The following is a 26,191-nucleotide window of genomic DNA, read 5'->3' as shown; positions in this document are numbered from 1 at the left end:
AGATTACTATTAAAATGTCAATACAAAAAACGGAAATAAAATAGCTTTCTTTCTTAAAAAAAAATATTCCAAATATTAATAACAAAATAAATAGTTGAAATAATTGTACCTTTCCAAATTCGAAAATTCTAAAAAACCAATAAGGACTATTGATTAATGGAATTAAACTAGCAATTATTAAAAGCAATGAAATGACAATAAACCACATAATTAAATTTGTTTAAGCAAATTACTGAAAAAAAAATCAAGCAATATAGTTTGTGGATAAGTATTTTATTGTTACTTTTGCACCCTTAACGAGAGGAGGTGTCAATATTATGTTAATTATACCAATTAAAGACGGAGAAAATATAGATAGAGCTTTAAAGCGCTACAAGAGAAAATTTGATAAAACTGGAACAGTTCGTCAATTAAGAGCACGTCAGCAATTCATTAAGCCATCTGTTACAAACAGAGCTAAAATTCAAAAAGCTGCGTACATCCAACACATGAAAGAGGCATTAGAGAATTAATTTTTTTTGATGTTAAAAATAATAACCGTTAGTTTATAAAGTGTAACTTTGTATCTAACGGTTTTTTTATGGTCAAAAATTTGCAAGCATATCAAGATTATCTTCTAAAAGAAAAGAACTATTCGTTACTTACTTTGCGAGCTTATTTGGATGATATAAAATCCTTTCAGGATTATTTATCTAATGAACATGAAAATCTTCCTTTAGAACAAATCAATTATTCACAAGTCAGAAGTTGGATTGTTGTTTTGGTTGAAAAAGGAATAGCTAATAAATCCATAAACCGGAAAATATCTTCCTTAAAATCATATTATAAATTTCTACTAAAAATTAAGCAAATAGAAATTAATCCGTTTTCAAAACACAAATCTTTAAAAGTTCCAAAAAAAATTCAAATTCCTTTTTCTGAAAAAGAGTTGAATACTGTTTTGGATATAAATTATATAGAAAATGATTTCGAATCCATCAGAGATAAATTAATAATTGAATTGTTTTATGCGACTGGTATTCGAAGAGCTGAGTTGATTAATTTGAAAATTAATAATATTGATAAATACAATAAAACATTAAAGGTTTTAGGGAAAAGAAATAAAGAAAGAATTATACCTTTATTAGATTGTACAATTGATTTAATAAGTGTGTATATAATTCAAAGAACAAAGTTAGAAAACATCCAAAATTCTGATGTGTTAATTTTGTCTAAAAAAGGTAAAATACTTTCTGAAACATTTGTGTATAGAATGATTAATTCATACTTTAGTGCTATATCTGAAAAGGTAAAAAAAAGTCCCCATGTTCTTAGGCACACATTTGCAACTCATTTATTAAACAATGGTGCTGATCTCAATTCAGTTAAAGAATTATTGGGTCATGCTAGCTTATCTTCAACGCAAATATACACACACAGTAGTTTGTCAGAATTGCAGCAAGTTTATAAAGACGCGCACCCTAGGAACAAATAATATTGTAAAACCTTAAAAATTTGAATTATGAAAGTAAATGTTCAAGCGGTAAATTTTAATGTCGACAGAAAACTTGTTGACTTTACACAAGAGAGATTAGATAAATTAGAAAAATTCTATGATAAAATTGTTTCGTCGGATGTTTTTTTAAAAGTGGAAAATACAAGTGATAAAGAAAATAAAATTGTTGAGGTTCGAATAAATGTACCAGGGGATGATTTAATGGTTAAGAAAATAGCTAAAACTTTTGAAGAAGCTGTTGATTCTTGTGCTTCTTCATTGGAAAGAGTTCTGGTAAAAAGGAAAGAAAAATTAAGAGCTCACGCATAAATTAAAAATATTTGCAAAAATTATTTTGATTAAACAAATAATTCCATACATTTGCAGTCCGTTAGAAATAGCGGACTTTTTTTATTGAATAAGCCGGTGTAGCTCAGCTGGCTAGAGCAGCTGATTTGTAATCAGCAGGTCGTGGGTTCGAGTCCCTCCACTGGCTCTATTTTTAGAGTAATAATTTGGTTTTTTTAAAATCATTTTAAGGTTTATTGAAATATTTAAAGTTGGGGGAGATACTCAAGCGGCCAACGAGGACGGACTGTAAATCCGTTGGGAAACCTTCGCAGGTTCGAATCCTGCTCTCCCCACAAAAGAATTTAGAGTTTAGAGTTTAGATATTTCTAAATTCTGAATTCTAACTTCTGATTTACACTTGCCGGTGTAGCTCAGGGGTAGAGTGCTTCCTTGGTAAGGAAGAGGTCTCGGGTTCAATTCCCGACATTGGCTCAAAAATGTGAATAAATTTGAACACTATAAATAAATAACTAAGATTAAATTATTAAATCATGGCAAAAGGAAATTTTGATCGTTCCAAACCACACTTAAACATTGGTACAATTGGACACGTAGATCACGGTAAAACTACATTAACAGCTGCAATTACAAAAGTATTGTCAGATGCTGGATACTCTGAAGCAAAATCGTTTGATCAAATTGATAACGCACCAGAAGAAAAAGAAAGAGGTATTACAATTAATACATCTCACGTTGAATATGCTACAGCTAATCGTCACTACGCTCACGTTGACTGTCCAGGTCACGCGGATTACGTAAAGAACATGGTTACTGGAGCTGCTCAAATGGACGGAGCTATCTTAGTAGTTGCTGCTACAGATGGTCCAATGCCACAAACAAGAGAGCACATCCTTTTAGGGCGTCAAGTTGGTGTGCCTAGAATGGTTGTATTCATGAATAAAGTGGATATGGTTGATGATGCTGAATTATTAGAGTTAGTAGAGATGGAAATCAGAGATTTATTATCTTTCTACAAATATGATGGTGATAATGGACCAGTAGTTCAAGGTTCTGCTTTAGGAGCTTTAAACGGTGAGCAAAAATGGGTTGATACAGTTTTAGAATTAATGGAAGCTGTTGATAACTGGATTGAATTACCAGCTCGTGATGTTGAGAAACCATTCTTAATGCCAGTTGAAGATGTGTTTACAATTACAGGTCGTGGAACTGTTGCAACAGGTCGTATCGAAACTGGTATTGCTAATACAGGTGATGCTGTTGAAATCATTGGTATGGGTGCTGATAAATTAACTTCTACTATTACTGGTATTGAAATGTTCCGTCAAATCCTTGATAGAGGTGAGGCTGGAGATAATGCAGGTATCTTATTAAGAGGTATTGCTAAAGAAGATATCAAAAGAGGAATGGTGATTGTTAAGCCAGGATCTGTTAAGCCACACGCTCATTTCAAAGCTGAGGTTTACATCTTGAAAAAAGAAGAAGGTGGACGTCACACTCCATTCCACAATAATTACCGTCCACAATTCTACGTTCGTACAACTGACGTAACAGGAACTATTACTTTACCAGCTGGTGTAGAAATGGTTATGCCTGGGGATAACTTAACGATTGAAGTACAATTATTAAGTCCAATCGCATTATCTGTTGGTTTACGTTTTGTAGTTCGTGAAGGAGGTAGAACTGTAGGTGCTGGTCAGGTTACTGAAATCTTAGACTAAGAATAAACAAATAATTATTTATAAGCCAGTTGATTTTATTGACTGGCTTTATAAACAAACGGGCGTAGTTCAAGGGTAGAATAGCGGTCTCCAAAACCGTTGATGGGGGTTCGAATCCCTCCGCCCGTGCCAATAAAATAAAATAAAATGACAAAAGTTGTTAATTATATTACTGAAGCATTTGGTGAACTAAAATCAAATGTAACTTGGACAAGTTGGGCAGAATTGCAAAAGCTTACTATTGTTGTAGCTGTTTTTTCTGTTTTGTTTGCTTTGTTAACATTTGGTGTTGATCAGGTATTTGAAGTAGTTGTTAAAAATATTTACAGTTTTTTAAAATCATAATATATCCCTATGTCAGATAATAACATAAAGAAATGGTATGTAGTAAGAGCTGTAAGTGGTCAGGAAAATAAGGTTAAAAACTATATTGAAACTGAAATTAGTAGACTTGGATTATCTGATTATGTTTCTCAAGTTCTTGTACCTACTGAAAAAGTAGTCCAAGTTAAGGATGGAAAAAAAATCAGTAAAGAAAAAGTTTATTTTCCGGGTTATATAATGATAGAAGCAAATCTTACTGGTGAAATCCCTCACATTATTAAATCAATTACAAGTGTTATTGGTTTTTTAGGTGAGACTAAAGGAGGAGATGCTGTACCATTGCGTCAATCTGAAGTTAACAGAATGTTAGGTAAGGTTGATGAATTAGCTGTAAATACTGATAATGTTTCTATTCCATTTACAACTGGTGAAACAGTTAAAGTAATTGACGGTCCTTTTAATGGTTTTAATGGAACTATTGAAAAAGTAAATGAAGAAAAGCGTAAACTTGAAGTTATGGTTAAAATTTTCGGAAGAAAAACTCCATTAGAATTAAGTTTTATGCAAGTTGAAAAAGTATAATATTTGTTACATTCATAATAAACAACATCAATCGCTTCCAAGAAAGATGTTAAAATTTAAAAACAATGGCTAAAGAGATTAGTAAAGTAGTTAAACTACAAGTTAAGGGAGGTGCTGCGAACCCATCGCCACCGGTTGGACCTGCTCTGGGAGCTGCTGGTGTTAATATCATGGAGTTCTGTAAGCAATTTAATGCTAGAACACAAGATAAAGCTGGCAAAATATGTCCGGTACAAATTACCGTGTACAAAGACAAGTCTTTTGACTTTGTTATTAAAACGCCACCAGCTGCAGTTCAATTATTAGAGGCAGCAAAATTAAAGTCTGGTTCAGGAGAACCTAACCGTAAAAAAGTAGCAAGTGTTACTTGGGATCAAATTAAATCTATCGCTGAAGATAAAATGCAAGATTTAAATGCATTTACAATCGAATCTGCTATGAGTATGATTGCAGGTACAGCTAGATCTATGGGTATAACAGTTTCAGGAACAGCTCCTTTTTAATCCGATAAAGAATTAGACAATGGCAAAATTGACAAAAAAACAAAAAGAAGCAGCTGCAAAAATTGACAAGAATAAATTATACTCTTTAAGAGATGCTTCTGCATTAATTAAAGAAGTTTCTTCTGCAAAATTTGATGAGTCTGTAGATATCGCTGTTCGTTTAGGAGTAGATCCTAGAAAAGCGAATCAAATGGTAAGAGGTGTTGTTACTTTACCTCATGGGACTGGAAAAGATGTAAGAGTATTAGCTCTTGTAACTCCAGATAAAGAAGCAGAAGCGAAAGCTGCTGGTGCTGACCACGTAGGTTTAGATGATTACCTTCAAAAAATAAAAGAAGGTTGGACTGATATTGATGTTATCATCACTATGCCAGCAGTTATGGGTAAATTAGGACCTTTAGGACGTGTTTTAGGACCTAGAGGATTAATGCCTAACCCAAAAACAGGTACAGTTACTATGGATGTAGCTAAAGCTGTTGAAGAAGTAAAAGCTGGTAAAATTGACTTTAAAGTTGATAAAACAGGTATCGTTCATGCAGGTATAGGTAAAGTGTCTTTTGATGCTGATAAAATCTATGACAATGCACACGAAATAGTACAAACATTAATCAAAATGAAACCAACTGCGGCAAAAGGTACTTACATTAAGTCTATCTACTTAACAAGTACTATGAGTCCTGCTATTGCTTTAGATCCTAAGGCAGTATAATTGGTAGTTAAAAACTTTTAGTATGACTAGAGAAGAAAAATCAATCGAGATTGAAAATTTAACTGCACAGTTAGCGGGAGTTAATGTTATTTACTTAGCAGATATTTCAGGACTTGATGCAGATACTACATCTAACTTAAGAAGAGCTTGTTTTAAAGCTGGAATTAAATTAGAAGTTGTGAAGAATACATTACTTGCAAAAGCAATGGAAACTTCAGATATTAACTTTGGTGAATTGCCAACAGTTTTAAAAGGAAATACATCTATAATGATTGCTGATGTTGCTAATGCTCCAGCTAAAATTATTAAAGATTTCCGTAAAAAAGGTAATAAACCTTTATTGAAAGGAGCTTATATCACTGAAGATATTTATATCGGTGATGAAAATCTTGATGGATTAGCTGCAATTAAATCTAGAACAGAAGTTATTGGTGAAATCATTGGATTACTTCAATCTCCTGCTCAAAGAGTTATTGCTGCTCTTCAAAATCAAGATAAAGAAGAAGCTGCTGAATAAACAAGCGCACATTAATAAATTATATTTTTACAAAACATTTTAAACGATAGAAAAAATGGCAGATTTAAAACAATTCGCAGAGCAATTAGTTAACTTAACAGTTAAAGAAGTTAATGAATTAGCTACAATATTAAAAGATGAGTATGGTATCGAACCAGCTGCAGCTGCAGTTGTTGTTTCTGGTGGTGCTGGTGCTGAAGGTGGTGCTGAAGAAAAATCAGAATTCACTGTAGTACTTAAAGAAGCTGGTGCTTCAAAATTAGCTGTTGTAAAAGCAGTAAAAGAATTAACAGGTTTAGGACTTAAAGAAGCTAAAGACTTAGTGGATGGAGCTCCTTCAAACATCAAAGAAGGTGTAGCTAAAGATGAGGCTGAAGGTCTTAAAAAATCTTTAGAAGAAGCTGGAGCTGTTGTTGAGCTTGTTTAATTAAAACAAAGACAATAAAGCTGGGTTTAGACCTTGGGAAATGCTCCCAAAGGTCTAAACCATTTTGCGTATAAAGAAATTACCATTTTTATACACATAAAAATAATCAATAACGAAGAAAGAAAACAAACTAACTTTCCTGGTTTATTTTTAAAGATGTATTGATTATTTATCAAAAAGGAAGTATTAAACATATCGTGTTTTTGCACAAAAATTACTTTTTTTAAATCAAAAATTTGTTCATTGATGATTGCTAATCAGACTGAAAGATTAAATTTTGCTTCTACGAAGAACATACCTGATTATCCAGATTTTCTAGATATTCAAGTGAAGTCATTCCAAGATTTTTTTCAATTAGAAACTAAATCAGACGAAAGAGGCAACGAAGGGTTGTATAACACCTTCATGGAAAACTTTCCAATTACAGATACAAGAAATAACTTCGTTTTAGAATTTCTTGATTATTTTGTAGATCCACCAAGATACACAATTGAAGAGTGTATAGATAGAGGATTAACTTATAGTGTTCCATTAAAAGCTAGACTTAAATTATATTGTACTGATCCTGAACACGAAGATTTTGAAACTATTGTTCAAGATGTCTATTTAGGAACAATACCATATATGACTCCAAGTGGTACTTTTGTTATCAATGGAGCAGAACGAGTTGTAGTTTCTCAATTACATAGATCTCCTGGTGTTTTCTTTGGACAGTCTTTTCACGCAAATGGTACTAAGTTATATTCTGCTAGAGTTATTCCTTTCAAAGGTTCTTGGATTGAATTTGCTACAGATATTAATAACGTAATGTATGCGTACATTGATAGAAAGAAAAAATTACCTGTAACAACTTTATTTAGAGCAATCGGTTTTGAAAGAGATAAAGATATCCTTGAAATTTTTGACCTTGCAGAAGAAATTAAAGTGTCTAAAACAGGTGTTAAAAAATATATCGGTAGAAGATTAGCTGCTCGTGTATTAAATACATGGCATGAAGATTTCGTAGATGAAGATACTGGTGAAGTAGTTTCTATCGAGCGTAATGAAATTATTTTAGATCGTGATACAATCTTAGACAAAGATAATGTTGAAGAAATTATCACAGCTGATGTAAAAACTATTTTATTACATAAAGAAGATAGCAATCAAGCGGATTATGCAATTATTCATAATACGTTACAAAAAGACCCTACAAACTCTGAAAAAGAAGCTGTAGAACACATATATAGACAATTACGTAATGCTGAACCACCTGATGAGGAAACTGCTCGTGGAATCATCGATAAATTGTTCTTCTCTGACCAAAGATATAACTTAGGTGAAGTTGGTCGTTATAGAATGAACAAAAAGTTAGGTTTGGACATCGCTACAGATAAACAAGTTTTAACTAAAGAAGATATTATTACGATTGTGAAATATTTAATCGAATTAATCAACTCTAAAGCTGAGATTGATGATATCGATCACTTATCAAACAGACGTGTAAGAACAGTTGGTGAACAATTATCTTCTCAATTCGGTGTTGGACTTGCTCGTATGGCAAGAACAATCCGTGAGAGAATGAACGTTAGAGATAACGAAGTATTTACACCAATTGATTTGATTAATGCTAAAACATTATCTTCTGTAATTAACTCATTCTTCGGAACGAACCAGTTATCTCAATTCATGGATCAAACAAATCCATTAGCTGAGATTACACACAAGCGTAGATTATCTGCCCTTGGACCTGGAGGTTTATCTAGAGAAAGAGCAGGATTTGAGGTTCGTGACGTTCACTATACACACTACGGTCGTTTATGTCCAATTGAAACTCCTGAAGGACCAAACATTGGACTTATTTCGTCACTTGGTGTTTATGCTAAAGTAAATGGAATGGGATTCATTGAAACTCCTTACCGTAAAGTTGATAATGGAGTTGTTAATTTAACAGATGAACCTATTTACTTAAGTGCTGAGGAAGAAGAAGGAATGATGATTTCTCAAGCAAATATTGATGTAGATGCTCAAGGAAAAATTCTTGCTGATAGAGTTATTGCTCGTGAAGAAGGAGATTTTCCAGTTGTTGAACCATCAGCTATTCATTATGCGGACGTTGCTCCAAACCAAATTGCATCTATTTCGGCTTCATTAATTCCTTTCTTGGAACATGATGATGCTAACCGTGCATTGATGGGATCAAACATGATGCGTCAAGCTGTACCTTTATTACGTCCAGAAGCTCCAATTGTTGGAACTGGATTAGAAAGACAAGTAGCTTCAGATTCACGTGTACTTATTAATGCTGAAGGTAATGGTGTTGTTGAATATGTTGATGCAAATTCTATTACAATTAAATATGATAGAACAGAAGAGGAAAGACTTGTAAGTTTTGATACTGATGAAAAAACATATAACTTAATTAAATTTAGAAAAACAAATCAAAGTACTTCTATAAACTTGAAACCAATCGTAAGAAAAGGTGACAGAGTTGTAAAAGGACAAGTGCTTTGTGAAGGGTATGCTACTCAAAACGGAGAATTAGCACTTGGAAGAAACCTTAAAGTAGCATTTATGCCATGGAAAGGTTACAACTTCGAGGATGCAATTGTAATTTCTGAAAAAGTAGTTCGTGATGACATTTTTACATCTATTCATATTGATGATTATACTTTAGAAGTTAGAGATACTAAATTAGGTAACGAAGAGTTGACTAATGATATTCCTAACGTTTCTGAAGAAGCAACAAAAGATTTAGATGAAAATGGTATGATTAGAATTGGAGCAGAGGTTAAACCTGGTGACATTCTTATCGGAAAAATTACACCAAAAGGAGAATCTGACCCAACACCTGAAGAAAAATTACTTAGAGCAATCTTTGGAGATAAAGCAGGTGATGTAAAAGACGCTTCATTAAAAGCTTCACCTTCATTACATGGTGTGGTTTTAGATAAAAAATTGTTTGCAAAAGCAGTTAAAGATAAACGTAAACGTACAAAAGATAAAGAAGATATTGATAAACTTGAAACAGAATTTGATGTTAAATCAAACGAGTTGAAAGAAAAACTTATCGATAAATTATTCAATATTGTTAATGGAAAAACATCTCAAGGTGTAATGAATGATTTAGGTGAAGAAGTATTACCAAAAGGTAAAAAATTCACTCAAAAAATGTTATACGCTGTTGATGATTTTGCTCACTTAACAAAAGGTCAATGGACAACGGACGATAATACAAATTCGTTAGTAAATGACTTAATTCACAACTATAAAATCAAATTAAATGATTTACAAGGTTGGTTAAGAAGAGAGAAATTTACAATCACTGTTGGAGATGAATTACCAGCAGGTATCTTAAAACTAGCTAAAGTTTATATCGCTAAGAAACGTAAACTTAAAGTGGGTGATAAGATGGCAGGTCGTCACGGAAATAAAGGTATTGTGGCTCGTATCGTTCGTCATGAAGATATGCCATTCCTTGAAGACGGAACACCAGTTGATATTGTATTGAATCCTCTTGGAGTTCCTTCTCGTATGAATATTGGTCAAATTTATGAAACAGTTCTTGGATGGGCTGGTCAAAAATTAAACAGAAAATTTGCTACACCTATTTTTGATGGAGCAACTTTAGACCAAATCAATGAGTTAACAGACGAAGCAGGAATTCCTCAATTCGGACATACTTATCTTTATGATGGTGGTACTGGAGAGCGTTTCCATCAAGCAGCAACAGTTGGAGTTATCTATATGTTGAAACTTGGACATATGGTTGACGATAAAATGCATGCTCGTTCTATTGGACCATACTCGCTTATTACGCAACAACCTCTTGGTGGTAAAGCACAATTTGGAGGTCAGCGTTTTGGAGAGATGGAGGTTTGGGCACTTGAAGCATATGGTGCATCAAGTACACTAAGAGAAATCTTGACGGTTAAATCTGATGATGTTATTGGTAGAGCTAAAACTTACGAATCTATCGTAAAAGGAGAAGTTATGCCAGAACCAGGATTACCTGAGTCATTCAATGTATTAATGCATGAATTAAAAGGACTTGGATTAGACATTAGATTAGAAGAATAAAAAAAATAGTTGGCAGTAACAGTGTTTAGAATTATCCGAACACTGTATACTGAACACTGAACACTTTTTAAATGTTACGACTATGATGAACAATAGAAATAGAGACAACAAAAATAATCCAATCAAGAGATTTAATAAAATCTCGATAGGTCTTGCTTCTCCAGAATCAATTTTGGCTGAATCAAGAGGTGAGGTTTTAAAACCAGAAACCATCAACTATCGTACACACAAACCAGAAAGAGATGGTCTTTTCTGTGAACGTATTTTCGGTCCAGTTAAAGATTATGAGTGTGCTTGTGGAAAATATAAAAGAATTCGCTACAAAGGTATCGTATGTGACCGTTGTGGTGTAGAAGTTACTGAAAAGAAAGTACGTAGAGATAGAGTAGGACACATCAATCTTGTTGTGCCAATTGCTCATATCTGGTATTTCCGTTCATTACCAAATAAAATAGGATATATTTTAGGTTTACCATCTAAGAAATTAGATATGATTATCTACTACGAAAGATATGTAGTTATTCAAGCAGGTATCGCTAAAGGTCCAGAAGGTGATGAATTAAAAAGATTAGATTTCTTAACTGAAGAAGAGTATTTAAATATTTTAGATACACTTCCAATGGAAAATCAATATCTTGATGATAATGATCCAAATAAATTCATCGCTAAAATGGGTGCTGAATGTATTATGGACTTATTAGCTCGTATTGACTTAGAAACTTTATCTTACGAATTAAGACATGCTGCTAATACAGAAACGTCTAAACAACGTAAAACAGAAGCATTAAAACGTCTTGTTATCGTTGAAGCATTTAGAGAATCAAATAATAATAGAGAAAATCACCCAGAATGGATGATCTTAAAAGCAATTCCGGTTATTCCACCAGAATTACGTCCTCTTGTGCCTCTTGATGGTGGTCGTTTTGCAACTTCAGATTTAAATGATTTATACAGAAGAGTAATCATCCGTAACAATCGTTTAAAAAGATTGATGGAAATCAAAGCTCCTGAAGTTATCTTAAGAAACGAAAAACGTATGTTACAAGAATCAGTAGATTCATTATTTGATAACACACGTAAAGCTTCTGCAGTTAAAACAGAATCAAACAGACCATTAAAATCATTATCTGATTCATTAAAAGGTAAACAAGGTCGTTTCCGTCAAAACTTATTGGGTAAACGTGTGGATTACTCTGCTCGTTCGGTAATTGTTGTTGGACCAGAATTAAAATTATTTGAATGTGGATTGCCAAAAGATATGGCAGCTGAATTATACAAACCATTTGTTATCCGTAAATTGATAGAAAGAGGTATTGTTAAAACAGTAAAATCTGCTAAGAAAATTATAGATAAAAAAGAACCAGTTGTTTGGGATATCTTAGAAAATGTAATTAAAGGACATCCAGTTATGCTTAACCGTGCTCCTACATTACACAGATTGGGTATTCAAGCATTCCAACCAAAATTAATTGAAGGAAAAGCAATTCAATTACACCCATTAGTGTGTACTGCCTTCAATGCCGATTTTGATGGTGACCAAATGGCTGTTCACTTACCACTTGGACCAGAAGCTATTTTAGAATGTCAATTATTAATGTTGGCTTCTCATAATATCTTAAATCCTGCGAATGGAGCACCTATTACGGTACCTTCTCAAGACATGGTACTTGGTTTGTATTATATGACAAAAGAACGTTTGTCAACTCCAGAGGTAAAAATCAAAGGAGAAGGATTGACTTTCTATTCTGCAGAAGAAGTAAATATTGCATTAAACGAAGAGCGATTAGACTTAAATGCAAGAGTTAAAATTAGAGCAAAAGACTTTAATGAAGCTGGAGAATTAGTTTATAAAATTATTCAAACAACTGCTGGTAGAGTATTATTTAATGAAGTAGTACCTGAAGCAGCTGGATATATCAATGAGGTTTTAACTAAAAAATCATTGAGAGATATTATTGGTAAAATTCTTAATGCTACAAATGTTCCAGTAACAGCAGCATTTTTGGATAATATCAAAAACATGGGATATAAATTCGCATTTAGAGGAGGTTTATCTTTTTCATTAGGTGATATTAGAATTCCAGAACAAAAAGGTCAGTTAATTGCTGATGCTCGTGTTCAAGTTGATGGAATTTCAGCTAATTATAACATGGGTCTTATTACTAATAACGAACGTTACAACCAAGTTATTGATATCTGGACTTCAGCAAATGCTCAATTAACAGAGTTAGCTATGAAAAACATTAGAGAAGACCAACAAGGTTTCAACTCAGTGTATATGATGCTTGATTCTGGAGCAAGGGGTTCTAAAGAACAAATTCGTCAGTTAACTGGTATGCGTGGTTTGATGGCTAAGCCTAAAAAATCAACAGCTGGTGGTGGTGAAATTATTGAAAACCCAATTCTTTCTAACTTTAAGGAAGGTCTTTCGATTCTTGAGTACTTTATTTCTACTCACGGTGCACGTAAAGGTCTTGCGGATACTGCCCTTAAAACGGCCGATGCAGGTTACTTAACTCGTAGATTACACGATGTATCTCAAGATGTTATTGTTAATTCTGTTGATTGTGGAACTTTAAGAGGAATTGAAGTAGCTGCTTTAAAGAAAAATGAAGAAATTGTTGAAACTTTAGGTGATAGAATTTTAGGACGTGTTGCATTACAAGATGTAATTGATCCTTTAACTACAGATGTTATCGTTCATGCAGGTGAAGAAATTGTTGCTTCTCATGTGAAGAAAATTGAAGAGTCACCAATTGAAAAAGTTGAAGTACGTTCACCATTAACTTGTGAAGCTAAAAAAGGAATCTGTGCTAAATGTTACGGAAGAAACTTAGCAACTGGTAACATGACTCAAAAAGGTGAAGCTGTTGGTGTTGTAGCTGCTCAGTCAATTGGGGAGCCTGGTACACAGTTAACACTTCGTACATTCCACGTTGGTGGAGTTGCTGGAGGACTTTCTGAAGAATCAAGTATCACAACTAAGTTTGCTGGTCGTTTAGAAATAGATGATTTGAAAACTGTAAAAGGTGAAGATGCTGAAGGAAATTCAATTGATATTGTAATTTCTCGTTCTACAGAGCTTAAATTAATTGAACCAAAAACAGGAATCTTATTAAATACTCACAATATTCCTTATGGATCAACTATCTATGTAAAAGATGGAGAAGTTGTGGATAAAGGAGCTGTGATTTGTAAATGGGATCCATATAATGGAGTTATTATTTCAGAATTTACTGGAAAAGTTGAATACGAAGACATCGAGCAAGGACACTCGTTCATGGTTGAAGTCGATGAGCAAACAGGTTTCCAAGAAAAAGTAATTTCTGATTCAAGAAGTAAAAAATTAATCCCTACTTTATTAATTTATGGTAAAGATGGAGAGTTAGTTCGTTCTTATAACTTACCAGTTGGAGCTCACCTTATGGTAGATAACGGAGAGAAAATTAAAGCAGGAAAAATTCTTGTGAAAATTCCTCGTCGTTCTTCTAAATCAAGTGATATTACAGGAGGTTTACCAAGAATTACAGAGTTGTTAGAAGCTCGTAATCCTTCAAACCCAGCTGTGGTTTCTGAGATTGATGGTGTTGTTACATTCGGTAAAATCAAAAGAGGAAATAGAGAAATCGCTATTGAATCTAAGTTTGGTGAAGTGAAGAAATATTTAGTTAAACTTTCTAACCAAATCTTAGTTCAAGAGAATGACTTTGTGAAAGCAGGAACATCTCTTTCTGATGGAGCTATTACTCCAGAGGATATTTTAAGAATCCAAGGACCAGCTGCTGTTCAACAGTATTTGGTTAATGAAATTCAAGAAGTATACCGTCTTCAAGGGGTGAAAATTAACGATAAGCACTTTGAGGTAGTAATTCGTCAAATGATGCGTAAAGTAAGAATTGAAGATCCAGGAGACACATTAATGTTAGAAGATCAATTAGTTCATACAAGTGACTTTATCTACGAAAATGATAAATTATACGGAATGAAGTTTGTTGAAGATGCAGGTGATTCTGAGAACTTAAAAGCTGGTCAAATTATTACAGCTAGACAATTAAGAGATGAAAATTCGTTGTTAAAACGTAATGACAAAAACTTAGTTGAGGCTAGAGATGTTGTTCCGGCAACTGCTACACCAGTACTTCAAGGTATTACTAGAGCATCGTTACAAACTAAATCGTTTATATCAGCTGCTTCTTTCCAAGAGACAACTAAAGTATTAAATGAAGCTGCAGTTGCAGGTAAAGTAGATACATTAGAAGGTCTTAAAGAAAATGTAATTGTTGGACACAGAATTCCAGCAGGAACAGGTATGAGAGATTATGACGATATGATTGTAGGTTCTAATGAAGAATACAATGAAATGGTTGCTTCAAAAGAAGCTTATAATTATTAAAAAATAGTTATAAATAAGAATAAAAACCATGAGTATAAATCATTTGATTAACTCATGGTTTTTTGTTTACTAAAATAATTTAAAATATATACTATCATGAATGACAATAACCAACAACAAAACCAAATCAATATAGAATTAGATGAAAAAATCGCAGAAGGAATTTATTCTAACTTGGCAATAATCAATCATTCGAATACAGAATTTGTAGTAGATTTCGTAACAATGATGCCTGGAGTTCCAAAAGCAAAGGTAAAATCAAGAATTGTTTTAACACCACAACATGCCAAAAGATTATTAAAAGCATTAGGTGAAAATATCCATAGATTTGAAGCAGTTCATGGAGAAATAAAAGAAGGTGATGCACCACAAATACCTCTAAATTTTGGTCCAACAGGACAGGCATAATATTGAAAAATATTTTATAAAAGACTCCTCAAGAAATTGACGAGTCTTTTTTTTGTTAAGTATATTTTAAATTAAATCTACCTTAGTGTTATGAAATCATTTTTGATGTTATTTTACTGGGATTGTAACGTTTAGCATGTAAATTTAGTTGTTTAACATTTTGTTTTCTCATTTTAAATTGTAATATTGCATCCTCAAAAGTTAATTCATTTTCAGTGAATTATAGCTTTTTGTTGAAAACATAAAATATTTTTATATGAAATTACAATTACTTAAAACAGTTTTAATTTTTCTCTTTGTTTTTGCTTGTACAGGTGTAATTAATGGACAAGTCACACACACTTTTGCTGGTACTTCAGGAACAATTGACTCTAATATCTCTTATACTACAGAAAAGAACACCTCGTCAAATGCTCCTTTATTTAGTTCAGAATTAAGGCTGTATTACAGCAATGCTTCCCCATATAATGGATGCTCAATTACCTTATTACCTAGTAATGGTGTAATAATTAATTCTGTTGAAATATATGCTATAAGTTCAACATATACTCCAACTTTAAGATATACAATCGGTAGTGCTAGTATAACAGCAAGTAATCCAGCTATGTCTTTGTCTGGGACTACATATTCATTAAGTGGTCTTAATGTATCAACTAGTTTGAAAATTAGAAATGCAAATACTACAAACACCCAAGCAAGATTATCAGGCATAAAAGTAACTTATACCCTACCAGGTCCTACAGTTATTTCTACAGCATCTACTTTAATTGGTACAGATTCCGCTAATTTAAATGGCTCAATCAATGCAAATGGTTTAAATACCGATGCTACTTTCGAATACGGTACAACCACTTCTTACGGAAGTACAGTTTCAGCTACACCTTCATCAGTGACTGGAACAACTGCAACTAGTATTTCAGCCTCAATTAATTCACTAAGTTTAAATACACAATACCATTACAGAGCAGTGGGTACAGTTAGTGGCACACCAACCAATGGTTCAGACATGACATTTTATACCTTAGCTGCTACACCAGGTGTTTTAACGTTGAGTAACCCTCTACAAACTACTCTTGATGTTACTTTAAATGCTACTACAGAAAATAGTAATCCAGCAATTACAGAATATGCTATTCAAGAAACAGGAGGTCAATATGTTCAGGCAAATGGTACATTAGGTGCATCAGAGGTTTGGCAAACGGCTGCTACTTGGGCAACCACTACGATTACGGGTTTGTCAACTTCTACTCTTTATACTTTTCAAGCAAAAGCTAGAAATGGTGCAAATGTTGAAACTGTTTTTGGAACATCAGCTAGTGAAACTACTTTAGCAGCACAATTAGTGGATTATGCAGTTGTTCAATTTCCAAACACAACACAATCTATTCTTGAAGGTACAAATCTAACTGTTTATGCTAGAGCATATGAACCAGGTTTAACTACATTAAGCGGAGAACAATCTAATTTATTGGCATGGATTGGTTATAGTTCAACAGATGTTGATCCATCAAATCCTGTTTTTACTTGGATTCCTGCTACTTTTAATGCTGAATTTGGAAACGATGATGAATATCAAGCAACTTTAACGGGTTTACCAATTGGTACATATTATTACGCAGTTCGTTTTCAAATAGGAACTGGTCCTTATGTGTATGGAGGTTCTAATGGAAATTGGAATAATGATAATGTAACTTTAAATGTAAATGCAGATGTTGTTGATTTTGCCAATGTTCAATTTCCAACAACAGCAACTATTACAGAAGGAAATGCAGTAACAGTTTATGCACAAGTGTATGAACCAGGAGTTACTGAAGCAGCTGGTCAAGGTGCTGGAATTACTGCAGAAATAGGATATTCAAGCACAGACTCAACTCCAGATGCAACTTGGACTTGGACTTCTGCCACATTTAATGTTCAATCAAACAATAATGATGAGTATCAAGCTACAATTGGATCTAATTTAGCTCCAGGAACATATTACTATGCTTCGCGTTTTCTAAAATCAGGAAGTTCTACTTATATTTATGGAGGAACAACTGGTATTTGGAGTTCTGGAAATAGTGGTGTTTTAACGGTTAATGTTTTAGGAAATCCTAACGCAACTGCCGCTTCTGATATTACTCCTTCTTCATTTACAGCAAATTGGGAGGCTGTTACTGATGCTACTAGTTATCGTTTAGATGTAAGTGTTTCTTCTAATTTTGAAATTACAAATACTACTTCAATAGTAGAAAGTTTTGAGACTGGATTATCAGGTGGATATCAAACTGCTACGGTATCATTATCTACAGGAGATTGGCAGGTGGAAAATGTTTTAGCTGGAACTACAGGTGTTAATTCTGGTAGTAAATCAGCTCAGTTGCAAAGTGCTACGGGTTCTCAATTAATTTCTCCATCATTCGACAATGGTATTTCTTCAATAAATTTTTGGGTTACTTCAAGTACTTCTAGTGGAGCCATTCAAGTTAATTATTCAATTGACGGAGGAATGAATTGGATTCCAACATCAAATTCTCCTTATACAGGTTTGAACACATCTAAAGTTCAAATATCTGTTGACATAAATACAAACTCTCCAACTTTAATTCAAATTAAAAGAACAGGAGCAACAATTTATATTGATGATATTCAAATAAATTCAAATACTGTTGTTCCGAATTTTGTTTCTGGATATGAAGACTTAAATGTTGGTAATGTTACTTCATACAATGTAACAGGCTTAACACAAGGCACAACATATTATTATAGAGTTAGAGCTGTTGGTCAAACAACTTCAGATAATAGCAATGTAATTGATGTAACTACTGGTTATAGTTCGGTTACTTGGGATGGAACATCATGGACAAATACAGTTGGTCCAGATTCTACTATGGATGCAATCATCGAAGGAGTTTATTCAACTTCAACAAATGGTGCTTTTAATGCTAAAACGGTTACTCTTAACTCAGGTTCTTTAACTATTAATTCTGATACAACAATTGAAATTCAAGACGAGTTAGTCAATAACTTAACTTCTGCAGCAGTTGTGATAGAGAACAATGCCATTTTAAGACAATTTAATAATGTGGCTAATACAGGTCAAATTACTGTTAGACGAAATAGTGCAAATGCTCTTCGTTTAGATTATACAGCTTGGTCATCTCCAGTTAGTGGACAAAATGCATTAGCTTTTTCACCAGCAACTTTGCCAAATCGTTTTTATGATTATGATGCTTCTTCAAATGCTTATGTGTCTATTGTGCCAAGTACAACAGACTTTACAGCTGGAAAGGGAATTTTAATTCGTACTCCAAATAATTGGTCATCCACAACTCCAGCAGCTTATCCTGGAGAATTTAAAGGTGTACCAAATAATGGAGATGTTACAACTACTGTTGTTGATGGATTTAATTTATTGGGTAACCCTTACACATCTCCAATTAGTGCTACTTCTTTTTTACTTAATACAAATAACTCATCTACTTTAGGGATGAACACTATACATTTTTGGACACATACTATTGCGTCTAATCCAGTAACTGGTACTTATGCGACTAGTAATTATGCTACTCATAATGGAGCAGGAGGAGTTGCTTCTGCAGCTGGTGGTGAAGAACCAGATGGTATAATTCAAGTGGGTCAAGGTTTTGTTATTGAAGTTGATGTAAATGGAACTGCTGAATTTAATAACTCAATGCGTTTGTCTGCAAGTAACGGTCAGTTTTTTAAATCTGCTAACCAAACAACAACTCTTGAAAAACATAGAATGTGGTTGGATTTAACAAGTCCACAATACAGTCATAATCAAATTTTAGTGGGTTATATTGAAGGAGCAACAAATACTATAGATTCATCTTTAGATGCTAAATTATTTGGACAATCAAATAGTGTGATTTATTCTACTATTAACAATTCAAAATATGTGATTCAAAGTAGAGCATTGCCTTTTACTGCATCAGATATTGTTCCACTTGGATTAATAGCACAGACAGCCGGTCAATATACTATTTCTATGAATCATGTTGATGGATTGTTTGATACTCAAGATATTTATTTAAGAGATAATTTATTGAATATTACACATGATATCAAAGGTTCACCATATACATTTGTTTCTGATGCTGGTCAATTTGATTCTCGTTTTGAAATAGTTTATGCTGCACCTTTAGCGACTGAGTTACCTAATTTTAATGAAAATTCAGTTGTAGTTTATACTAATGAAGCTGGAATTACTATTAATGCAGGTCAAACAATTATTGATAATGTAAAAGTATATGACGTAAGAGGTAGACTTTTGTTTTCTCAATTAAATGTTAATGCTAATTCATTAGTTCTTGATAAAATTAACACAACGAATCAAGTATTAATTCTTCAGATTGGTTCAGTTGATAACAAAGTAATATCTAAGAAAATTGTAAACTAAGTATAGTTTTTAAGATATAAAAACAAAACCCTATTATAATTTAATAGGGTTTTTTGTTTGCAATAAGTAAAAGTTAAAAAAAAAGCACTCTTCAAATTAAAAGAGTGCTTTTGTGTTATATTTTGTAATTTACTTTATTTAGTCTTTACTATATTCTTGTTTAAAATTTTGTAAGCAAAATAAATACCCACAAATACCAAAACAATTAAATAGTTGTTAATTGGAGCTGCTGGTGGATCACCATCACCTGGTGGATCAACAATTTGAGCGTTGCTAGCTATACTTGTAATCAACATAAATATTGATACAAAAATCTTCGTAATTTTCTGTGTCATAATCGTAATTTTAAGCTAATATAAACAAAAATTACTAAGAATTAAAAAAAAAGTGTTTTAAATAATTGTTAATCGATTTCTGACGTATAATATAGATGAACGGTTGGGTATTTTTGCTTTGTCATCTGTATAGAGAACTCAGAATCAGCTAAGAAAACCATTTTTCCGTATTTGTCTGTTGCTAAGAATTTTTGTTTTATTCTTCTAAATTCGGCAAATTCTTCGTTTTTTGGGTCTGTTGGTTTAACCCAACATGCTTTATAAGCAGGAAAGTTTTCATAAGTACATTTTGCTCCGTATTCATGTTCCAATCTGTATTGAATAACTTCGTATTGTAAAGCACCAACAGTTCCAATTATTTTTCTTCCATTCATGTCTAAGGTAAATAATTGGGCAACACCTTCATCCATCAATTGATCAATTCCTTTTTCTAATTGTTTTGATTTAAGTGGATCAGCATTGTTTATATATCTAAAATGTTCTGGAGAAAAACTTGGGATTCCTTTAAAATTCATCAATTCACCTTCTGTTAAAGTATCTCCAATTTTAAAGTTGCCAGTGTCATGTAATCCTACAATATCACCTGCATAAGAAATGTCAACAATTTCTTTCTTTTCAGCAAAAAAAGCATTTGGACTAGAAAATTTTAAATTCTTTTTCAACCTCATGTGATGATAAGCTTTGTTTCTTTCAAAAGTTCCAGAAACAATTTTGATAAAAGCCAATCTATCTCTGTGTTTTGGGTCCATATTAGCATGAATCTTAAAAACAAATCCACTCAAAGTTTTCTCACTTGGGTTTACCAATCTTGTGTCTGATTCTTTTGGTCGAGGTGAAGGTGCAATTTCAATAAAGCAATCTAATAATTCTCTAACCCCAAAATTATTTAAAGCAGAACCAAAGAAAACAGGTTGTAAGTCTCCTTTCAAATAATCTTCTCTATTGAATTCTGGATATACTTCACTTGTCAATTCAATTTCCTCACGTAATTTTTCTGCAGGTTTTGAACCAATTAAAGTGTCTAATTCTGGACTGCTTAAATCTGAAATTGCAATTGTATCTTCAATATTCTTTCTACTGTCTCCAGAAAAGAGATTAATGTTCTTTTCCCAAATATTATAAATTCCTTTAAAATCATACCCCATTCCAATTGGAAAACTTAAAGGAGTAACAGTCAGTTTTAATTTTTGCTCTACTTCATCTAGTAAATCAAAAGCATCTTTTCCTTCACGGTCAAGTTTGTTTATGAAAACGATTATAGGAATTTTTCGCATTCTACAAACTTCAACTAATTTCTCTGTTTGTTCCTCAACTCCTTTTGCTACGTCGATAACAACAATAACACTATCAACAGCCGTTAAAGTTCTAAAAGTGTCTTCAGCGAAATCTTTGTGACCTGGAGTATCAAGTATGTTTATTTTTTTGTCTTTGTATATAAATGCTAAAACAGAAGTAGCTACAGAGATTCCTCTTTGTCTTTCAATTTCCATAAAATCGGATGTAGCTCCTTTTTTTATTTTATTGTTTTTTACAGCTCCAGCCTCTTGTATAGCTCCTCCAAATAACAGTAGTTTTTCTGTTAATGTAGTTTTACCTGCATCTGGATGTGAAATAATTCCAAATGTTCTTCTTTTTAAAATTTCTTTTTCTAAACTCATAGTTCTATTAAAGTTGCAAATTTATTAAAATGTATGGTAATACAATCATACTAATTACTTTATTGTTAATGTATTTTATATTCCCAATACATTTTTCTGACTAAAAAGTCTTGTGAAAGATGTATTTTATCGAACTATTCTGCCTTTAATCGCTAAAAGCTTGTTTTTTAACACTGTTTTGTTAGTTTATTAACATATTTTATATATTTGCATGTATATATAACTAATTTACAGTACATATGTGTATTGTAGATTGAAAAAAAATAGTATAGAATGTAAATGCCTACTTTGCTTTTATACTAATTTATTAATAAAAATAGACATCTAAATAGTATAAAATTACGTATACTGTTTTTATGAAAATATCATAAATCCCAAATCTATGAAAAACAACGAGCCCCAAAACTTGTTTTTTTACTATGGAATTAAGTGTGTAAAGTTGTTAGCTATACTAATGACTTTGTTAATTTCTAATATAGTATTAGCGGAAGGTACACCTTCAGTATCTCCAAATTCAACAAATATTACAGGTATATTAGTAGCTCCAGATTTATTATCTGGACCATATCTTAATGCTCCAGTAGATAATAGATTAAAATTTCATATTAGAAATAATAATACAGAAAATTTATATTTTGGATTTGATTTTAGAGAATATCAAAATACTGGAACTCCTTCAAGGGTAAATAATCTTTATTACAGAATTTATAGGCCTGATGGTAGTTTAGCTGCATCTGGCCTTTGGAATTCTACGTTAGGCTCAACAGGTTCTATAGATACTTATAATAGAGCTGTTATAGGTCCCAATATAGGAGGTGTTACAACAGGTTACACTCCTTTATCATTTAATCCAGATGTTAATGGGGAACATTGGATTGAATTTTATAGAAGTAATGACGGTGGAAATACAGCATTGACTTCATCTGGAAGTGGAAGAGCTTTTGGAGCTCTATTTGATTTGACCGTGGCAAGAAATAATGGAACTCAAGCCAAACAAAGCGGAAGGGTGTATTCTACTAAATGGGGTTTTGCTGCTGCAGATTCGAATTTTACAGTGGCTTTAGATGCAACTGCTGAACCAGAATTATACGCATACACTAATGATCAAGTTTTAATTAAAGTAGAATTTGAACCTGGTTTTCAACCTATTGCTTTTAATGTTGCAGTAAATAGTTATGGTGTATCAAACACAGGAGTTTATTTAATAGACAGAAGATCAAGAAATGATGCTGTCGCTCCAAGTTTGGTTAATGGATACAAAGTATTTGTCAGTGTTCCAGATCCAAATGTTTTTCCAATTGGCAATATTCCAGGTTTACCTACCTTTTTAACACCAGCAATTACAGGATGTAATCCTTATCAATTGCATTTTAATATTGCTGAACCTGGAGATGTTAAAATTTTAGTTGATTTGAATGGTACTGCAGGATATCAACCTTTTTCTTCTGATAGAATTTTAGAATATTTTGACTTACCAGCAGGTAATAATTCAGTAAATTGGGATGGTAATGATGGTAATGGTAATCCAATCGCTAATAATATAAATTTCAGCTTAACTCTAACTTACTTAAAAGGTAGATTTAATGTTCCTTTATACGATGCGGAGTTAAATAAAAACGGACTACGAGTGGCAATTATTGCACCAGTGGCAATTGCTAACGCAACAATGTTTTGGGATGATTTCTTATTATTAAATGTAGGGTTGACTTGTAATAGTTCTTCTGCAAGTAATAATACTACAGGAGGAGGATTACTTAATACCAATGTTGGAACAATTTCTCCTGCTCATGCTTGGAGTGGTAACGGTAATTTTGGACAAACAATTCCTGCTCCAAATGTAGGAGGAAATGATACAGATGGCTTGCAGTGTAATGATTATGGAAATGTTAGAACGATAAATACATATGGTTGGGGAGTTACTTCATCAACAACTGCCATCACTGTATCTTCTAATTGTACTGATCTAAGAGTTGTTAAAACAGTCAGTAATGCTACACCTGCCGTTGGTAGTAATGTAACTTTTACAATTACAGCAACTAATAACGGACCAACAAATGCAACTGGTGTAACGGTTACAGATGTATTACCTACAGGTTATACTTTTGTGTCTTCAGCTCCTTTTGGTCAATATAATAGTGGTACAGGTGTTTGGACAATTGGAAATTTAAATAGCGGATCATCAGCTACATTATTCATAACTGCGACTGTAAACGCAACAGGTACTTATTCCAACACAGCAACTATAGATGGTGGTCAAACTGATCCTGATGGTAGTAATAATTCTTCTACTGTTACCCCAACACCTTGTGGCTCAGTTCCAACTTTAAGTGCTGTTACTCAACCAACATGTTCAACAGCCACTGGAAGTTTTACAATAACCAATTATAATGCTTCTTTTACTTACACAGTGAGTCCTTCAACAGGAGTCACAATATCAGGTAATACAATTACAGCACCAGCAGGAACATATACTGTTACTTCTACTTTTGGTTCGTGTACTTCTTCAGCTTCTGTACCTAGAACTGTAAATACACAACCAGTTACACCAGCACAACCGACATTAAGTTCAGTAACACAACCTACTTGTTCAACATCTACAGGAAGTTTTACTATTACGAATTACAATGCGAGTTATACATATTCTGTAAGTCCTTCAACTGGAGTTACTATATCTGGTAATACTATAACTGCACCAGCTGGCAACTATACTGTAATTGCTATATTAGGAGCATGTATTTCTAATGCATCATCAAGTGTTACAGTAAATGCACAACCAGTTACACCATCTGCACCAACTGTTGGAACTATTACACAACCAACATGTTCGACGGCAACAGGAAGTGTTGTCTTGAGTGGTTTACCAACAGGAAGTTGGACAATTACAAGAAACCCAGGAGGAGTTACAACAACAGGAACTGGGTCAAGTACAACTATATCAGGATTAGCTGCAGGAACTTATACGTTTACAGTAACAAATTCAGTAGGATGTACTTCAGTTGCATCAGCAAGTGTTACAGTAAATGCACAACCAGTCACACCAGTTCAACCGACATTAAGTTCAGTAACACAACCTACTTGTTCAACAGCAACAGGAAGTTTTACTATTACCAATTATAATGCAAGTTATACCTATGCAGTTTCACCTTCAACTGGAGTAACTATATCAGGAAACACAGTTACAGCACCAACAGGAACGTATACAGTAACAGCTACGTTGTCACCATGTACTTCAGTTGCATCAGCGAGTGTTACAGTAAATGCACAACCAGTTACACCAGCACAACCTATATTAAGTACAGTAACACAACCAACATGTTCAACAGCCACAGGAAGTTTTACTATTACAAATTATAATGCAAGTTATACCTATACAGTTTCACCTTCAACTGGAGTAACTATATCAGGAAATACAGTTACAGCACCAGCAGGAACTTATACAGTAACAGCTACTTTATCACCATGTACTTCAGTTTCATCATCAAGTGTTACAGTAAATGCCCAACCAGTTACACCATCAGCACCAACAGTTGGAACTATTACTCAACCAACCTGTTCGACAGCAACAGGAAGTGTTGTATTGAGCGGTTTACCAACAGGAAGTTGGACTATCACAAGAAACCCAGGAGCAGTAACAACAACTGGAACAGGATCAAGTACTACGATTTCAGGCTTAGCTTCAGGAACTTATACGTTTACAGTGACTAATTCAGTAGGATGTACTTCAGTTTCATCAGCAAATGTTGTAATTAATGCACAACCACTTACACCAGTTCAACCTATATTAAGTACAGTAACACAACCAACATGTTCAACAGCCACAGGAAGTTTTACTATTACAAATTATAATGCAAGTTATACCTATACAGTTTCACCTTCAACTGGAGTAACTATATCAGGAAACACAGTTACAGCACCAGCAGGAACGTATACAGTAACAGCTACTTTATCACCATGTACTTCAGTTGCATCAGCAAATGTTGTAATTAATGCACAACCACTTACACCAGTTCAACCGACATTAAGTTCAGTAACACAACCAACATGTTCAACAGCAACAGGAAGTTTTACTATTACAAATTATAATGCGAGTTATACCTATGCAGTTTCACCTTCAACTGGAGTAACCATTTCTGGCAACACAGTTACAGCACCAGCAGGAACATATACAGTAACAGCTACGTTATCACCATGTACTTCAGTTTCATCAGCGAGTGTTACAGTAAATGCACAACCAGTTACACCATCAGCACCAACAGTTGGAACTATTACTCAACCAACATGTTCAACAGCCACAGGAAGTTTTACTATTACAAATTATAATGCAAGTTATACCTATACAGTTTCACCTTCAACTGGAGTAACTATATCAG

At 33.2% G+C, this 26,191-nt stretch carries 16 protein-coding genes, 4 tRNA genes and 1 pseudogene; 19 read left to right on the top strand and 2 right to left on the bottom strand.

From position 1 onward, the window contains the following. Positions 1-317: 317 nt before the first annotated feature. The 18 genes from rpsU to ACFO3U_RS02615 all read left to right on the top strand — a co-directional run bounded on the left by rpsU (position 318) and on the right by ACFO3U_RS02615 (position 19,828). Positions 318-512, top strand: coding sequence for a 30S ribosomal protein S21 (gene rpsU, locus ACFO3U_RS02700; RefSeq protein WP_379738551.1), 195 nt, complete (start codon positions 318-320; stop codon positions 510-512). Positions 513-580: 68 nt separating this feature from the next. Next, complete coding sequence (locus tag ACFO3U_RS02695; RefSeq protein WP_379738184.1) at positions 581-1,474, top strand: tyrosine-type recombinase/integrase; 894 nt, start codon at positions 581-583, stop codon at positions 1,472-1,474. Positions 1,475-1,501: 27 nt separating this feature from the next. Next, complete coding sequence (hpf, locus tag ACFO3U_RS02690; protein WP_379738182.1) at positions 1,502-1,804, top strand: ribosome hibernation-promoting factor, HPF/YfiA family; 303 nt, start codon at positions 1,502-1,504, stop codon at positions 1,802-1,804. Positions 1,805-1,896: 92 nt separating this feature from the next. Next, positions 1,897-1,970, top strand: a tRNA-Thr gene (locus tag ACFO3U_RS02685). Positions 1,971-2,037: 67 nt separating this feature from the next. Further along, positions 2,038-2,118 (top strand) — tRNA-Tyr (locus ACFO3U_RS02680). Positions 2,119-2,185: 67 nt separating this feature from the next. After that, a tRNA-Thr gene (locus ACFO3U_RS02675) sits at positions 2,186-2,257 on the top strand. A gap of 59 nt (positions 2,258-2,316) precedes the next feature. Beyond that, complete coding sequence (gene tuf / locus ACFO3U_RS02670) at positions 2,317-3,504, top strand: elongation factor Tu (RefSeq protein ID WP_379738180.1); 1,188 nt, start codon at positions 2,317-2,319, stop codon at positions 3,502-3,504. 58 nt (positions 3,505-3,562) lie between these two features. Next, a tRNA-Trp gene (locus tag ACFO3U_RS02665) sits at positions 3,563-3,636 on the top strand. Between the two features lie 15 nt (positions 3,637-3,651). Continuing rightward, positions 3,652-3,849, top strand: coding sequence for a preprotein translocase subunit SecE (gene secE / locus ACFO3U_RS02660; RefSeq protein WP_379738178.1), 198 nt, complete (start codon positions 3,652-3,654; stop codon positions 3,847-3,849). A 9-nt stretch (positions 3,850-3,858) separates the two neighbouring features. Further along, positions 3,859-4,410 carry a transcription termination/antitermination protein NusG gene (gene nusG / locus ACFO3U_RS02655; protein ID WP_379738176.1) on the top strand — a complete coding sequence of 184 codons (552 nt, stop codon included), beginning with the start codon at positions 3,859-3,861 and terminating at the stop codon, positions 4,408-4,410. Between the two features lie 65 nt (positions 4,411-4,475). Then, positions 4,476-4,913, top strand: a complete 438-nt coding sequence (gene rplK, locus ACFO3U_RS02650; protein ID WP_026718438.1) for a 50S ribosomal protein L11 — start codon at positions 4,476-4,478, stop codon at positions 4,911-4,913. A 19-nt stretch (positions 4,914-4,932) separates the two neighbouring features. Further along, positions 4,933-5,622, top strand: coding sequence for a 50S ribosomal protein L1 (rplA, locus tag ACFO3U_RS02645; protein ID WP_379738174.1), 690 nt, complete (start codon positions 4,933-4,935; stop codon positions 5,620-5,622). A gap of 22 nt (positions 5,623-5,644) precedes the next feature. After that, on the top strand, positions 5,645-6,139 hold the full coding sequence (gene rplJ, locus ACFO3U_RS02640; protein ID WP_379738172.1) for a 50S ribosomal protein L10: 495 nt from the start codon (positions 5,645-5,647) through the stop codon (positions 6,137-6,139). Positions 6,140-6,194: 55 nt separating this feature from the next. Further along, positions 6,195-6,566, top strand: a complete 372-nt coding sequence (rplL, locus tag ACFO3U_RS02635) for a 50S ribosomal protein L7/L12 (RefSeq protein ID WP_379738170.1) — start codon at positions 6,195-6,197, stop codon at positions 6,564-6,566. 246 nt (positions 6,567-6,812) lie between these two features. Further along, positions 6,813-10,625, top strand: coding sequence for a DNA-directed RNA polymerase subunit beta (gene rpoB, locus ACFO3U_RS02630; RefSeq protein ID WP_379738168.1), 3,813 nt, complete (start codon positions 6,813-6,815; stop codon positions 10,623-10,625). A gap of 82 nt (positions 10,626-10,707) precedes the next feature. Further along, the gene (gene rpoC / locus ACFO3U_RS02625; protein WP_379738166.1) at positions 10,708-15,018 is read left to right on the top strand and encodes a DNA-directed RNA polymerase subunit beta'; all 4,311 of its coding nucleotides are present in this window, start codon (positions 10,708-10,710) and stop codon (positions 15,016-15,018) included. Positions 15,019-15,114: 96 nt separating this feature from the next. Then, positions 15,115-15,426, top strand: a complete 312-nt coding sequence (locus ACFO3U_RS02620) for a DUF3467 domain-containing protein (RefSeq protein ID WP_379738164.1) — start codon at positions 15,115-15,117, stop codon at positions 15,424-15,426. A 256-nt stretch (positions 15,427-15,682) separates the two neighbouring features. Then, positions 15,683-19,828 (top strand): T9SS sorting signal type C domain-containing protein, encoded by a 4,146-nt coding sequence (locus ACFO3U_RS02615; protein WP_379738162.1) that lies wholly within the window; start codon positions 15,683-15,685, stop codon positions 19,826-19,828. Positions 19,829-19,962: 134 nt separating this feature from the next. Here ACFO3U_RS02615 and ACFO3U_RS02610 read toward each other — a convergent pair whose 3' ends face one another. Both ACFO3U_RS02610 and ACFO3U_RS02605 read right to left on the bottom strand, forming a co-directional pair. Continuing rightward, on the bottom strand, positions 19,963-20,163 hold the full coding sequence (locus tag ACFO3U_RS02610; protein ID WP_379738160.1) for a hypothetical protein: 201 nt from the start codon (positions 20,161-20,163) through the stop codon (positions 19,963-19,965). 68 nt (positions 20,164-20,231) lie between these two features. Continuing rightward, entirely contained in the window at positions 20,232-21,821 is a 1,590-nt protein-coding gene (locus tag ACFO3U_RS02605) for a peptide chain release factor 3 (RefSeq protein ID WP_379738158.1), read from the bottom strand. Positions 21,822-22,203: 382 nt separating this feature from the next. On the opposite strand from ACFO3U_RS02605, the pseudogene ACFO3U_RS02600 reads away from it, so the two are divergent. After that, positions 22,204-26,191 (top strand): annotated as a pseudogene (locus tag ACFO3U_RS02600) (hypothetical protein); the annotation flags it as partial.

This window comes from Flavobacterium ponti (genome assembly GCF_042652765.1).
GTDB classification, from domain to species: Bacteria; Bacteroidota; Bacteroidia; order Flavobacteriales; family Flavobacteriaceae; genus Flavobacterium; species Flavobacterium ponti.
The sequence above is the reverse complement of the archived record's forward strand: the minus strand, read 5'-3'. Positions and strand labels throughout refer to the sequence as shown.